Origin of the sequence: Lachnoanaerobaculum sp. ICM7, assembly GCF_000287675.1 — a bacterium.
GTDB lineage: Bacteria > Bacillota > Clostridia > Lachnospirales > Lachnospiraceae > Lachnoanaerobaculum.
Genome location: NZ_ALJL01000037.1, coordinates 1 through 15,538 on the forward strand (window position 1 = coordinate 1; position 15,538 = coordinate 15,538).

At 37.0% G+C, this 15,538-nt stretch carries 12 protein-coding genes and 1 rRNA gene; 6 read left to right on the top strand and 7 right to left on the bottom strand.

All coding sequences use genetic code 11. The features are described from left to right. Positions 1-193 (bottom strand): 16S ribosomal RNA (locus tag HMPREF1140_RS12610); the annotation flags it as partial. A gap of 486 nt (positions 194-679) precedes the next feature. Between HMPREF1140_RS12610 and holA the strand changes: the two genes are divergently transcribed. From holA to HMPREF1140_RS12640, 6 genes are read left to right on the top strand one after another with little or no spacing between them, the layout of a single operon-like run. Next, positions 680-1,648 (top strand): DNA polymerase III subunit delta, encoded by a 969-nt coding sequence (holA, locus tag HMPREF1140_RS12615; protein ID WP_009664236.1) that lies wholly within the window; start codon positions 680-682, stop codon positions 1,646-1,648. A gap of 41 nt (positions 1,649-1,689) precedes the next feature. Then, a complete protein-coding gene (locus HMPREF1140_RS12620; RefSeq protein WP_009664243.1) occupies positions 1,690-2,277 on the top strand; it encodes a xanthine phosphoribosyltransferase in 588 nt (195 codons plus the stop codon). An 18-nt stretch (positions 2,278-2,295) separates the two neighbouring features. Further along, positions 2,296-2,850: a phosphodiesterase gene (gene yfcE / locus HMPREF1140_RS12625; protein WP_009664231.1), complete on the top strand. Its 555-nt coding sequence runs from the start codon at positions 2,296-2,298 to the stop codon at positions 2,848-2,850. Further along, positions 2,834-3,991: a THUMP domain-containing class I SAM-dependent RNA methyltransferase gene (locus HMPREF1140_RS12630; RefSeq protein WP_009664221.1), complete on the top strand. Its 1,158-nt coding sequence runs from the start codon at positions 2,834-2,836 to the stop codon at positions 3,989-3,991. The genes yfcE and HMPREF1140_RS12630 overlap by 17 nt, the downstream gene beginning before the upstream one ends. Positions 3,992-3,993: 2 nt before the next feature. Next, a complete protein-coding gene (gene rdgB, locus HMPREF1140_RS12635; RefSeq protein ID WP_009664226.1) occupies positions 3,994-4,596 on the top strand; it encodes an RdgB/HAM1 family non-canonical purine NTP pyrophosphatase in 603 nt (200 codons plus the stop codon). Next, complete coding sequence (locus HMPREF1140_RS12640; RefSeq protein ID WP_009664227.1) at positions 4,577-5,071, top strand: metallophosphoesterase family protein; 495 nt, start codon at positions 4,577-4,579, stop codon at positions 5,069-5,071. The genes rdgB and HMPREF1140_RS12640 overlap by 20 nt, the downstream gene beginning before the upstream one ends. A gap of 41 nt (positions 5,072-5,112) precedes the next feature. Here the strand turns inward: HMPREF1140_RS12640 and HMPREF1140_RS12645 are convergent, their stop codons facing one another. The 6 genes from HMPREF1140_RS12645 to dnaJ form a co-directional block, all read right to left on the bottom strand. After that, entirely contained in the window at positions 5,113-6,756 is a 1,644-nt protein-coding gene (locus HMPREF1140_RS12645) for an N-acetylmuramoyl-L-alanine amidase family protein (protein WP_009664219.1), read from the bottom strand. 1,052 nt (positions 6,757-7,808) lie between these two features. Continuing rightward, the gene (locus HMPREF1140_RS12650) at positions 7,809-11,522 is read right to left on the bottom strand and encodes a glycosyltransferase (protein WP_009664224.1); all 3,714 of its coding nucleotides are present in this window, start codon (positions 11,520-11,522) and stop codon (positions 7,809-7,811) included. Between the two features lie 12 nt (positions 11,523-11,534). Then, on the bottom strand, positions 11,535-12,863 hold the full coding sequence (locus HMPREF1140_RS12655) for an ABC transporter ATP-binding protein (RefSeq protein ID WP_009664246.1): 1,329 nt from the start codon (positions 12,861-12,863) through the stop codon (positions 11,535-11,537). Positions 12,864-12,871: 8 nt separating this feature from the next. Then, on the bottom strand, positions 12,872-13,681 hold the full coding sequence (locus tag HMPREF1140_RS12660) for an ABC transporter permease (RefSeq protein WP_035620678.1): 810 nt from the start codon (positions 13,679-13,681) through the stop codon (positions 12,872-12,874). Positions 13,682-13,766: 85 nt separating this feature from the next. After that, positions 13,767-14,321 (bottom strand): dTDP-4-dehydrorhamnose 3,5-epimerase, encoded by a 555-nt coding sequence (gene rfbC, locus HMPREF1140_RS12665; RefSeq protein ID WP_009664242.1) that lies wholly within the window; start codon positions 14,319-14,321, stop codon positions 13,767-13,769. A 115-nt stretch (positions 14,322-14,436) separates the two neighbouring features. Next, complete coding sequence (gene dnaJ, locus HMPREF1140_RS12670) at positions 14,437-15,534, bottom strand: molecular chaperone DnaJ (RefSeq protein WP_009664232.1); 1,098 nt, start codon at positions 15,532-15,534, stop codon at positions 14,437-14,439. Positions 15,535-15,538: the final 4 nt, after the last annotated feature.

Genomic DNA, 15,538 nt, shown 5'->3' on the forward strand with positions numbered 1-15,538 from the left:
TATGCGGTGTTAGCGGAAATTTCTCTCCGTTATCCCCCTGTATAAGGCAGGTTATCCACGCGTTACTCACCCGTCCGCCACTAAGTCTACCTAAATTCCATCCGAAAACTTCCTTTGGGCAGCTTCGTTCGACTTGCATGTGTTAAGCACGCCGCCAGCGTTCATCCTGAGCCAGGATCAAACTCTCATATAAAAGTTTAATCTAGCCTTCTCGCTAGCTTGCATCTGTTTTCACAGATCTACTGTTTATTTAAGGTTGTTCTATCATACTCGTTTCACTCGTACGAAGAACTACTTTTTCACTAAAATTCAAACTTCGCTTTCGCTCGTTTTCATTAAGTGAAAAATGCATCTGAAACTTCATTGATTATTGAAATAATCAAGAATTTTTTCAGGGTTGTGTGTACTGTTTAATCTTAAATTATCAAGGTTCGTTTTCTTTGCTGTTTGAAACGGCTTAGCTATTATATCAAGCTCATTTCATCTTGTCAACAACTTTTTTAAATTTGTTTGAAGTTTTTTTGAACTTTTTCTACTCGTTTTGAGCAACTTTGATATAGTACCAAACTTTTAAATTCGTGTCAACACTATTTTAACGACTTTTTTATATATGTATATCCTTATATTTTTCAAGACTTTTTACTGGTGGCTTTTTTCTATTCATGTTATAATCATCCTCATGAAAGTATTAAATAATGATTTGAAAACTTCCACATTCAAAGGCATTTATGTACTATCAGGTGATGATGAATTTTTAAAAAACAGCTATAAAAAAAGATTGAAAATGGCTATGGTAGGTGATGACCAAATGAACTATGCCTATTTTGAAGGAAAGGGGATAGATGTAGACGCTATTATTGACTTTGCCAATACACTTCCGTTCTTTTCAGAATACAGATGTATTCTTATAGAAGAAAGTCAATGGTTTAAATCCGGAAACGATAAGTTTTTAAACTATATTTCAGATAAACCCGATAGTACAAAAATCATTTTTGTAGAAAAAGAAATCGATAAGCGTTCAAAACTCTACAAAAAGGTCAAGGATATCGGATATATCGCAGAACTCAATCATCCTACAGATGACGAGCTGAAAAATTGGGCGGGAAATATCATAAACAAAGTCGGCAAAAAAATCACTGTTTCCAACATGGATTTCTTTATTGCCAGAGTTGGAAATGATATGGAAAGAATAAAGAGTGAATTGGATAAATTACTTTCCTATACTCTTGACAAAGATATTATAGAAGAGGAAGATATAATAGCGATAACAAGCATCAGTCTGACCAACAGAATCTTTGAGCTGGTAAAAATGATTACCAACAATAAAATCAAAGAGGCGTTGGATATATATGAGGACCTAGTAGCTTTAAAAGAGCCGTCACTAAAAATAATGATTCTTATCACAAGACAGTTTAACCAACTTTTGCAAATCAAGGAATTGATGTCTGCAGGTTTTAATGAAAAGGAAATAGTTTCAAATATGAAGCTTAATCCCTATGTAATTAAAAATCTTATGCGTCAAGCAAGAGGCTTTGACATGGCATTACTTCTATCCTATGTCAAAAATGCAATCGAGTTGGAAGAAGCTATAAAAAAAGGTAATATTAATGAAAAGTTAGCACTTGAGTTGCTAATGCTTACACGTTAGTGTAAGTAGTTGTTGTGTATTTTCAAAAAGAGAGGATTTTCATGAAGTTATTAGAAGAGCGTATCAAAAAAGATGGAGTAATCAAAGAGGGTAATGTAGTAAAAGTTGATTCCTTTTTAAACCACCAAATGGATGTGGAACTCTTTTTAGAAATGGCTAAAGAGTTTAAGTCAAAGTTTGCCTCACACAATATAAACAAGATTTTGACAATAGAATCCTCAGGTATAGGTATTGCCGCAATAGCAGGACTTGAATTTGGAGTACCTGTAGTATTTGCTAAAAAATCAAAATCCATCAATATCGACGGTGATATGTATACCGCAGAAGTTGAAAGTTTTACACATAAATGCAAAAATCAAGTAATAGTATCAAAGAAATTTTTAAGTTCTGATGACAGAGTTCTTATTATTGATGATTTCTTAGCAAACGGATGTGCACTGCAGGGACTTATCTCTATAGTAAATGAGTCAGGCGGAACAGTTGAGGGCATCGGCATTGCTATAGAAAAAGGATTCCAAAGCGGTGGACGTACTATAAGAAATCTCGGTTTCCATTTGGAGTCTCTTGCAATAATTGATTCTATGGATGCCGCTACACAGAACGTAGAATTCAGACAACAGGAGGACTAGGTCTTAGACCTTTTATTTATGAAATACTTTTTTGCATCCGATATACACGGCTCAGCCTTCTATACAAAAAAAATATTAGAAAAGTATAGAGAAAGCAATGCCGACAAACTTGTACTGCTTGGCGACCTCTTATATCACGGTCCCAGAAACGATTTGCCAAAGGACTACTGCCCTAAGGAAGTCTTTGCAATGCTTAATGAACTTAAAGATGACATTATTGCAGTAAGAGGAAATTGTGATTCCGAGGTCGATCAAATGGTACTTGAATTCCCAATGCAATCCGATTATTGCATCGGAAATTTTAATGACATTTACTTTTTTATAACTCATGGGCATGTTTATGGAGAGGAGCATCTCCCGAAGATGCCAAAGTCAGGTGCATTCATATACGGGCATGTACACCTTCCTATAGTAAAAAAAGTCGGAGATGTTTATATATTAAATCCCGGATCGGCATCACTTCCAAAAGAACAAAATCCAAACTCCTATGCAATACTTGATAATGACCTTTTTTCTATATATGATTTTGACGGCAATGTATTAAAGGAGATAAAACTTGAGAAAAATATTTGAACTGTACGCACCTTGCCACTTCGGTCTTGAGGCTATTCTAAAAAGAGAAATCATAGATATAGGCTATGATATTACAAGAGTAGAGGATGGAAGGGTGTATTTTGAAGGTGACGATGAAGCTGTTGCCAGAGCCAATATGTGGCTTCGTACTACAGAAAGAGTACTGATTAAAGTTGCGGAATTTAAAGCCACAACCTTTAGTGAACTCTTTGATTCCGTCGCCGCAATACCTTGGGAAGATTATATTCCTGCCGACGGTAGGTTCTGGGTGAGTAAGGCTACTTCCATTAAAAGCAAACTCTTCTCTCCTTCCGATATCCAATCAATAGTCAAAAAGGCTATGGTTGAGAGAATGAAAAAGGTTTATAAAAAGGAATGGTTTGAAGAAACGGGCGCCGATTATCCGCTTAGAGTTTCTTTAAATAAAGATATTGTCACCATAGGACTTGATACCACCGGAGTCTCTCTACATAAAAGAGGCTACAGAACAATGACTGCCAAAGCTCCTATTACAGAAACTTTGGCTGCCGCTCTTATTATGCTTACACCTTGGAAAAAAGACCGAATACTTGTCGATCCTTTCTGTGGTAGCGGTACCTTTGTAATAGAAGCTGCTATGCTGGCCGCAAATATTGCTCCCGGACTTAAAAGAGGTTTCTTAAGCGGCAAATGGTCAAATCTTATAGACAAACAAGTTTGGGATGACGCTTATGAAGAAGCAAGAGAAATGGTAAGTATCGATACAAATGTAGATATACAGGGATATGATATCGATAAATCCGTTGTAGAAGCTGCCAGAAGTAATGCAACAAGAGCCGGTGTTATGGATATGTTACATTTACAATGCCGAGATGTTGCATCACTTTCTCATCCTAAGAAATATGGATTTATTATTACAAATCCGCCATATGGTGAAAGGTTGGAGGAAAAAGAAAATCTTCCGGCCATTTATAAGAGTCTTGGCGACAGATATGCGGCTCTTGATTCCTGGTCACTATATCTTATCACATCATATGACGATGCCCAAAAATATATAGGACGAGAAGCCGATAAAAATCGAAAGATATACAATGGTATGATGCAGACAAGGTTCTATCAGTATATGGGTCCAAAGCCACCTAAGAGAACCGGACAGGAATAACAATGAAAAAAATCGTTTTTGCAACCGGAAATAAAAACAAACTAAAGGAAATCAAAGAAATTTTGCCGAGCTTTGATATAATATCCGCAAAGGATGCCGGCATATCTCTTGATATAGAAGAAACCGGAACTACCTTTAAGGAAAATGCCTATATAAAGGCAAAAGCCATTTGGGATATAACCGGAGGTATTGTTCTCTCAGACGATTCCGGTTTAGAGGTGGATTACATAGGGGGAGAGCCCGGAGTATATTCTTCCAGATATATGGGAGAAGACACTTCTTACACTATAAAAAATCAAAACATTATATCCAGACTGCAAAATGCGCAGGGTAATGAAAGAAGTGCAAGATTTAGAGCATGCATCTGTGCTATACTTGATGACGGTACAACTATATTTACCGAGGGAAGTATGGAGGGACTTATAGCTCATACTATATCGGGTGAGAACGGATTCGGATATGATCCGATACTTTTTCTTCCGGAATACGGTAAAACAAGTGCCGAAATAAGTCCTGAAGAGAAAAACAAGATAAGTCATAGAGGAAAAGCACTTATGGCAATTAAGAAAAAGCTAGAGGAATTTTATGAAGATACTGATTGTTAGTGATACCCATAGAATGGACGATATACTGAAAAAGGTAATCGGTAAAGAAAAACCTTTTGATATGTTTATCCATCTTGGTGATATAGAAAGTAGTGAAACAAAAATAAGCTATATGATTGAACCTGACTGCGCCTGCCATATGGTACAGGGTAATAACGACTTCTTTTCGCAACTTCCAAGAGAAAAGGAAGTAAATATAAAAAATCACAAAGCCCTTTTGGTCCACGGACACCAGTATGGTGTAAGTATGAATGTAGATATCTTAAAAGATGAGGCTATTTCAAGAGGATGTGATTTTGCAATGTATGGTCATACACATAGACCGTTCTGTAAAACTATTGACGGGGTCACCATATTAAATCCCGGCTCTCTTGGATATCCGAGACAGGCCGGACATATTCCTACTTACATGATAATGGAAGTAGCTGACAACGGTGAGTTCAATGTAGAAACAAAAGAAATATTCGGAGCATAAAAACAGACCTGTGCATTTTGCACAGGCCTTTACTTTTATTCTTATTCAAGAGTTACGCTTGTGATAACCTTATTGTTTACTTTGATCTTGTAGTCTTCTCCGTCTCTCTTTGTACCGTTTTTCACGATAGTTCCTGAGCTACCAAGTAATTTTACCTGATAATTTGAGTTAGGAGTTGTGATCTTCCATGTAGTCTTATTATCTTTTTCCTCTACAGAAGCCACATAACCTGTTATAGTAAGAAGCTCTCCTACAGTTCCCTTGTATACCAGCTGATTGTCATTGCTCTTATCAACTACAACAACCTCATATTTATCATATTGATCAGCCTTTATATTGAGTCCTGCAATATAGAGTCTTTCATCCTTTATACCGTTGAATCCGCTTCCCTTAGTTGATCCGCCTTCCTTGAAATAGAAAGTTCTGTCTTCACCGTCAAGTTTAACAGTCTGCTTTCCGTACTTCTGAGCACCGTCCTTACCGTCTCCAAAATACATCATGCGATACTTTCCTGAAAGGAAATCACTGTAATGAATCTTTCCTATAGCATCCACAAACTTTTCCTGAGTACTGTATGGAACTGTTTTATTTCCTGCACCGAGTTTATCAACAAACTCCGTAGTAGAATACTTACCGTTATCAAGAAGCTTCATCTCAAACAATCCAAGTCCTGATATCATACCGCCCTTATCATCAAAAGCATACTTCTTTCCGTTTATGCTCTTTATCTCATTTGCACAGATATGACCTTTTCCGTCAGCATAGTACCAAGCCGTTCCGTCCTCTTCCCATTTACCTTTATTAAGGAAGTATCCCGGAACCACCTTGAACCATCCCTTGGTAGACTTTGCTCCGTCCTCAGGTGTAGCGAAGTACATAAAACTCTCTGTGTAGTCAACCCTTGCCGATCTTGAAACCGCTGTAGAAGGTGTAGCTTCTGTATACCAGCTTGCAATCATTCTGCCGTACTCATCAAAACCGTACTTCTTTCCATTGATTGTCTTACCGAGATTATCTGTCTCTTTCTTGCCTGATTCCTTAAAATAAAACCATCTTACCTGGTCCGTATCCCAGTAATCTATATTAGGCTGCTCTTCCATTGTTCTCGCATTATCGTCATGAACAAGTATCTCTCTCCAGCCTGTAGTCATAGCTCCGTCATTCTCATCACCGAAATAGTACTTAGCATTCTGCCATGCATCCTGATCTGTTAATCTTTCACCCTGTGAAACCCATCCGTAAAGCATTCTGCCTTCAAGGTCAAAAGCATATTTCTTTCCGTTGATAGTCTTTAATGTAACATCACTTGTTGTGGAATCGCTTCTCTTAAACGCTTTGCCGTTTTCTCCAAAGTAATACCACCACTGATCAGGTTCATTTTCATCGTAGTCATTGGTATTTGGTATAGCAACCCATCTGTTCTTTACCATTGCACCATTGATATCTACATAGTATGTAGCATTTCCGTCATCAATAAGAGCATCCGTAGCCATATCTCCCATATCGTCCAAGTAATACCAATACTCTCCTGACTGCTGCCACTTTTGGGATACTTTTTCTTCATTCTTATCATAGTATACCCATGTACCGTTTTCCTGCTGCCAACCTGTTGCTGCAAAGGATGTCATTGCACCTGCAATACTCATAGCACCTACAAGTATTGCCAGCTTTGTCTGCTTCCTCATTTATTTCTCCCTCTTAATATATTGATATAAGTTCATATGCCAATGTACACATTTGCTTAATCTGTTTTTATTTTATCAGATGAAAAAGAAATTTTAAAGCTTTTTATAAGATTTATATATATTTTTATATATTTTATTAATTTTATACAAGCATTTATGTTCGTATTTTGCTTTATCAAGTTATATACCAACTTTCTATCTTTTAATCCGTATTTGTTTAATCAAAATTTATATATTTTGTATATAAAAAATAACCTTTGATTTCTTGAGTTAGTAAAACCTAACCAAATTAATAAAATCTATACAACCATTTACTTTAGGTCCCATATTTACATAAAAAAGAAGAGAGCACTAACCTTTCACATTAATGCTCTCTTCAAAATATTCCTGGTTCCATCAATTAATCCTCGCTTTCATAAAGAACCTTTTTTCTATATTCTTGATGTCCTATCATGATTTTACCGGACATTTTATATAGATGTTCCTATTCAGTTTTTAATTTTTCCTCCTCCTATAAGCTAACTTTCACATCTAATACATGGTTGTTATCAATCTATCTACACGGTCCATCTCTCATTCAAATCCTACTTTCTCGTCATAAAACCTGTATGAGTACTATCCTAACCGATTTTTCAGATAGTAACTTTTAGAGTTTTCAATAATATATTATCTCATTAATCTTCTTATAGGTTCCGGATTAGATCCAAGTCTAATCATTACTTAAGTTTTCTTCGGACTGTACCTCTCTTTCTTAAATTTCCACTTTTAAAGTCTTTCTACTTTTCCCTGTGGATATGCATTCATCAAACTTTTAAGAATATATTCTCTCTTTGTTTATGTCTACAGTATATCAGATATTTTATTTATGTCAATACTATTTTCTTATATTTTTGATATTTTTATTATTTTATTTTATTATTCGCTTTGAATAGCCATTTTAATCTGTGTTAATTGTATATATTGTTTTAATTATCTGAATATTATATATAATTAAATTAACTCTGCAAATCAAAAAGAGTCTCGGAAAACTTAATTTCCAAGACTCTCTTTATCTAAAAATCTTCCCTTATAATCTCCCAAACCGCCTCTATACTATGCTTATTCCTTACATAGTCATCTGCCGCCTTACTCATAGCTTTAAGGGCTTCTTTGTTATTATAAAGATTCACACACTTTTCTACAAAATCACCCGGCTCATCTGCGACAAGCATTTGATTATAGGAATTGTCTATACCCTCTGCTCCCACACTTGTGGTTATTACCGGATCATTATAGTATAGAGCCTCTATTACCTTGCCCTTTACTCCTGCTCCGTATCTTAGAGGTACCACAACAAGTCTTACCTTCTCATACAGTTCTTTCAACTCTTCTTCACTGACAAAGCCTTTAAATATAATTCCTTTGGCTTCATTGTGAAGAGCCTTTATCTCATCCGTAGCATTGGAACCGACTATATAAAAAGGTGCTTTTATCTGTGCATATATTTCATCCCACATATTATCAAGGAAATACTTAAGTGCATCTGCGTTTGGCGGATGTGAAAATCCTCCCACAAACAGCACGCCCTCTCTGATATCGGGGTTGTAGTCAATATTCCCAAACTTTTCAAAAACATAGGCTGTAATTGCTTTGGCATTTATCTTCTTGTCAAAGGTATGTATATAGTCCACCTCCACATTTGAAGGATAATAGCTTATGCTTGCCTTTCTCATAAGATCAAGCTCCATACTCTTCCAATATGCACTGGCATTTTTTCTCTCCACATCACCTGTAAGCTCATACTCTCTTCTTTCACGCAGGAAATGTAAGTCATGACCGTAATATATTACCTTTATATTTGTTTTTTCTTTGATAAAATCAATATACTTTGTGGCTATATGTGGTCTGTTCAGATATGCAATATCAATATTTGACTGATTGTTTTCAATCCATTCAAATATATTCGTTCTCATCTCATTGCCGTATAATACCTCCACACCCATTTGCTCCAGTATGGAAGTATATGGCTCTGACTTGGCAAAGTTATCGGGTAAAAACTTTACCACATAGCCTCTTTCTATAAACATCTTTATATACTGGAAAGTGGTCTTTGAGCCGGCGTCCTTATCAAAGGTAGGCACATAGTGATCCACAAAGAGAATAACCTTTTTACCCCTGCTTCTTTCTCTGGCTCTGAAGGCATTCGGTACACCGACATTGTCGTACTGGTTTTTGAACTCCTCACTCCATTTTTCCTGAAGCTTTTTATTGTTCTCCACCTGATATCTCTTAAGACCTGTACCGTTGACATCCGTACCGTTTGATACTCCCTCAAAGTGAGTTACCACACTGAGCGGCTGATATACCACCCTCAGTCCACGCTTTCTCACTTCAAAAGCAAGGTCGGAATCCTCGCAATATGCAGGTGCATATCTTTCATCAAAGCCACCGATATCTTCCCAGAGCTTTCGACTAAGCATTATTGCGGCACCTGATATATAGTCAACATCTCTTACATAATTGTACTCAGGCTTATTCGGATCATCACATCTGCCATAGTTCCAGCCGCTGCCGTCACTCCATATAATACCGCCTGCCTCCTGCAGTCTGCCGTCAGGATATATAAGCTTTGAGCCTACCATTCCTATGCTCTTATCAGACTCAAGTAATCTTATAAGCGGTGGCAGCCAATCCTTTTGTACCGTTGTATCATTGTTTAAAAAGAATATGTACTCGCCTCTTGCCTTTTTTGCCGCATTATTGCAATTCTTTAAAAAGCCCTGATTACTTTCATTTCTTGCAATCACAAGTCCGGTTACAAACTTGTCGATTTCCTTTGTCGCATCTGTGGATACATCATCTGCAATAATTATCTCATAGTCAAACTCCCCCGTATTTTCTAAGATTGACACCAGACATGCATAGGTATAATGTACTTGGTTATACACAGGTATAATAATACTTACCTTAGGATTTTCTGCATATGGGAAGTTTATCTTACCCTTTTCTCTGTATAAATCACCTATCTTAAACTCGCCCTCTATGAGGTTTCTTCCCTCTTCTGAATGAGTCAGCTTAAAATACTTTATAGGGTGGAAAATACTCATAAGTCTGTAGTTTAACTTCTTTCTTTCCACACTTCCCTTAGGATATTTCTTATTATAAATAGTACTGAGCTTTCTTCTTATTCTGAACGGAATAGAGAGATTGTTATTATAAACATTTAAGGTCTTTGCAAGCTCTTCATTCTCATGCCTTAAATTATCTATTATGATGCCCAGATTGTTTACATGATTATCTGTAAGTGTCTTAAGCCTGTTCATTTCTTTTATGGCAAGCTCTCTGTCCTTATTGATTTCAGTAAGCTCATTTATTTTGTTTTTTGCATCCGGCAATTCGGCAAGTGCTACCAATCCCTCGTTTAAGGTTTCATGGCTTACAGTCTCTACAAAGTAATTATCCAGATAAACTTCCTGATAATCTCCATGTATATAATCTTGGAATCTTCTTTCGATAAAGTCCATTCCGTCAATGTCATCTATACCGAACTTCGCCATAAAATCGGATTCAGTCAAGGCGAATTTATTTTGTATCTTTTCTGCATTGTTTTGATAGAAGCTATGTAATGCACGGTATTTTATAAACAGTTCTCTGTCCTTTATAAAGTCCATTGACTCATCAAATATCCACTCGCAATCTATTGCAATGAACTTCTCTCCGTCAAATATAAAATTATCAAATATAGCATCCAGATTAAGGGCATCTTCATCCACTATTTTTTTAAGATACTCTTTAATACCTTCTATAAATCCGTTAATATCTTTTTTAATACAGTCCTCACAAAGATTGCTTAGAGACTTTCCTTTTATAAATGGGAAGTTTATCTCTCCGGTATTTTTAAAACTGCCCTCAAGTACTGTAACGCTGTCATTTTTTATACGTTTTGCCCCGTCATACATTCCCAGTATATGTGGAATACCCTCTTTTTTCAGGGCTGACTTTACAACATACTTTTTATCGTCACTAAGTCTGATCTCCGTCTTTATCTGATACTTTGGAAGTCTGGTTCTGTTGTATTTTATATAGACATTGTCTTCACTACCGCCCGATACCAGTATGTAGGAGTTTGCAAAGCTGTCAAAATCTCCTGTTTTTGCAGCCTGAGAAAATCTTTCGCCTATATCCTTCAGTGCAAACTTTGGATAATCATACGCCTTTATCTGCGAAAGCTCCCCAGCTCCCTGCATCTCCTTATCAGAGAAAATCTTATACACATATCTATAGTTCGGATATGGATAGTATGTGGAATGCTCCCCGATCCACTCTCTTACAGCTTTTACACTTAAAGCTTCTTTATCTCCAAACTCCTCTTCAAAGTAGTTCATTCCGTATTTATTATCAAATATCAAAACCAACTTTGTGTTCGGCTTTTCTCTTTGCATTAACTTAGACACCTTCTCACTGCCATAGGCAATAACGGTATCAAAATCATTAAAATTTATGCTCTCAAAATCAGCTATATATTCTATATCAATTCCAAAAACAGCCTGTACACTTCCAAGCCTTTCCAACTCATCTTCGTAAATATATACCTTTGATTTTTTACATAAATCATCCAATATAGCTATTTGACTTCCTAAAAATAACGTCTTACCCTTTATATCTATCCATTCCGTGTTTCCAAGGGATAGTGATGAAAAGAAAGACAAATTTTCCAAACCGGGATTTTCTTTCAAAAGACTATATTCATCTTTTCCATACTTTTTTGCAAGTTCTAAAAGACTCATTTTCTCTCCCTTTTAATTACTCTTTTGAGTAAGATTTACTTTTGATTCCATATCATAAACACCCACAGTATTCTTGTTTGAAATAACTGTTATGAATGTAACATCATAGAGTCTGTGATATACAACATGTGTACCGTTTTCAAATCCGGTACAGCTCATACTTAGAAGATACTCTCCACCCTGTAGAGTCATTTTCTGCTTGAATTCCACAACCGCTTCATCACCCGGCTTTACAGGTTTTACTTCCACGCCTTCAAACATGGTATTTGTACCGCTAAGTTCCGTTCCTTTTTTATCTTTAATGGTGAATGTAAATATAGGAGATTCGATATTTGCATTAAACCTTATCTTTTCTCTGATAGTAAATTCTTCGCCCTTAAGCAAAAGATTTGTAAGCTCTCCCTTGGAATCTAAAAGTCCCAAATCGTATATCTCGGCCCTACCGTCACCATACTCTGTTTTATTCGGATTGATGGAGATTTTTTCTTTCATAAGACCGTGATATTCTTTTACATGTGTTTTATTGATATCATTGTTTAATTCCATCATATCTGAGAAATTACTGTCAAGTCTCTTTGCAAGATCTGCTTCCAAGTCATCCATTCTTCCTGCCAGGATTTTCTTATACAGATCCACCATTTCTCCTGCAGGACCTTCCGCCAAAAACTCTCCTTTATTTAAAAGTATAACCTTATCACAGTACTTTATTACACTTCCCATATCATGGGTTACCATCAATATTGTAGTACCGGTCTTTCTTATCTCTTCCATTCTTCTGTAGCATTTGGCCTGGAAGAAAACGTCTCCTACCGAAAGTGCCTCATCAACTATCAAAATCTCAGGCTCTACATTTATTGCAAGTGCAAATGCAAGCCTTACAAACATACCTGATGAATATGTCTTTACCGGCTGATACACAAAGTCACCTATATCGGCAAACTCTAAGATCTCAGGAAGCTTTGCCTCCATCTGCTCTCTGCTAAAGCCCATCATAGTTCCGTTCATATATATATTTTCAATACCGGTATAGTCCATATTAAAGCCCGCACCAAGCTCTAAAAGTGCGGAAATATTTCCGTCAACTTCCACACTTCCTGTAGTCGGATTTAATACCCCGGTTATGATTTTTAATATAGTTGACTTTCCCGATCCGTTTGTTCCTATAATTCCCACTGTAGAACCCTTTTCTACAGTGAATGATATTTTATCCAAGGCAAAGAATTCCTTGTGATATTTTTTGTGTGTAAGGGAAATACTCTCCTTTAACCTGTCTATAGGCTTATCATACAGTCTGTAGATTTTGGTAACATCACAGACATTTATCGCTAAATTGCTCTGCATACTTCTCCTTATAATACATCTGAAAAATGTGGTCGTAACTTATTAAACATTCTAAGTCCTATAAATAACAGTATTACGGTAACTACCCAAAAATATACTGTAAGCCCCGGTCTCTCAAAGAAAAAGTTTCCTCTGAGTATGCTGTCTCTGTATCCGACCACAATATAATATACCGGATTTAATTTCATTATCTTTTCAACCTTTGCAGGGAAATATGTGAACATTGTCGAATCCCACATTATAGGTGTCATCCACATTCCAAACTGTAATGCAATTCCAACTATCTGTGACATATCCTTAAAGAATACATTAATTGCACAGGTTATATATATTATTGCAAGTGCAAATATCGACAAACAGAAGCTGTAATACACAATTCCTATCCAACTTACCATCGGTAATCTGCCAAAAGCCAAAGTCATGGTTATCATTATCACGACAAAAATTCCATGCACTATAAGACATGAAATCACCTTGATAACAGGCAATATTGATACATTAAACACTACCTTCTTAACAAGGTAATTGTATTCTGAAAGTACACTTGTTCCCAAATTTAGAGCCTCTGCAAAGAAAAACCATGGCACAATGCCCGGTACCAGCCAAACCACATAGGGAACTCCCGGTACCGGAGGTGTACTCTTAAATCCCATTTGGAAGATTAAAAAGTATATAAGCACGGTAACTACCGGCTGAACAAACATCCATGCAATGCCAAAATAGGACCCGACAAAGCGTTTCTTAAAATCAGCCTTTGCCAAATCCCATATGATTGCTCTTGATTTTAATATTTCTCGTATAAGCGATATTATATTCATATCTTTTTCCATTCATTATTCTTACAAGGTTTTATCAACAATTATGTCGGAAAACCTGCGAACTCACAGGTTTCCAACATTAAAATCAATCAAACTTAAATGTTTCTTTAAGGCCTTTCCACTTTGTGTCCTTATCAGACATTATCAGATCAATTCCCTCTATTGGCCAGTCAATTCCTATATCCGGGTCATTGTATATAAGACCGCCCTCATCATTTGGATGATAAAAGTCTGTACATTTGTATGCAAACACCGCCTCATCTGAGAGTACTACAAAACCATGTGCAAAACCCTTAGGTATGTAGAACTGCTTCTTATTTTCATCTGAAAGACGTACGCCAAAGTACTTTCCGAATGTCTTTGAGTTCTTTCTAAGATCCACAGCCACATCATAGACTTCACCGCTTAAAACTCTTACAAGCTTGCCCTGTGGATGCTCCTTTTGGAAATGAAGTCCGCGAAGCACTCCCTTTGATGACTTTGACTGATTATCCTGTACAAAGACCATATCAAGTCCCGCCTCTTTGAAGTCGTTCTGATTATATGTTTCTACAAAATATCCTCTGTCATCTTTAAATACTGTAGGAGTGATTACACATAACCCCTCTATTTCACATCTCTCTACTGTGATTTTTCCCATATTAATACACCTCGCTGTTTTAGCTTTATTACTGTTCTAAATTATACTTCACAGTAGTATTTCAGTCAAATACGAACGTAAAAAAAGCCACCAAATAGTGGCTTTCTCTTATATTTTATTTATTCATTGCCGCATCAAAGGCTTCCAGTGCTTCCTTTTGTTCCTTTGTAAGCTTTGTAGGTACCGATACCACCAAGGTTATGTAGTGGTCACCTCTGTTATTTTTATTTCTAAGGAAAGGTACTCCCTTGCCTTTTAATCTTACTCTTGTATCTGTCTGAGTTCCGGCCTTTACCGCTACTTCCACTTCACCGTCTACTGTCTTTACTCTGATACTGCCGCCAAGTGCAGCCTTTGCAAAGCTTATAGGCACTGTTGAGAAAATATTGGTATCCTGGCGCTTAAAGATAGGATGAGGACTTACGACCGCCTCCACAAGCAAATCTCCTCTCGGACCGCCGTTTATTCCCGGCTCTCCGCCTCCTGCCATTCTTATAGACATTCCGTTATCTATACCTGCAGGTATATCCACCTCAAAGCTCTTCTTCTTTTGAATATATGCCTTACCGTTACATTCAGGACATTTATCCTTAATAATTTTTCCTGTACCGTTACATTCAGGACATGTCTTTACATTCTGCATAGTGCCAAACAATGTCTGCTGTGAATATATCACCTGACCTTTTCCGTTACACTTCGGACAGGTTGTAGGCGATGTACCCGGCTTTGCTCCCGAACCGTGACATGTAGCACATTCTTCCTTGAAGTTTACCTTAATTTCCTTCTTACATCCGAAAACACCCTCTTCAAAGGTAAGTCTTACAGACGCTCTTACATTTGCTCCCTTCATCGGACCTGTTCTTGTGGCTCTGCTTCCGCCGCCGCCAAACATACCTCCAAAGAGATCTCCAAAGATATCCTCACTGCCAAAATCAAATCCGGAAAAGCCTCCGAATCCGCCGGCTCCGGCACCTGCTCCACCATCAAAGGCAGCATGACCGAATTGGTCATACTGTCTTCTCTTATCAGGATCGCTTAGCACTGAATAGGCTTCACTGGCCTCCTTAAACTTCTTTTCAGCCTCAGGATTATCAGGATTTGAATCCGGATGATACTTTTTTGCCAGTAATCTATATGCCTTTTTTATTGCAGAGTCATCAGCGTTCTTATCCACGCCAAGTACTTCATAGTAATCTCTTTTACTCTCTGCCATCAGT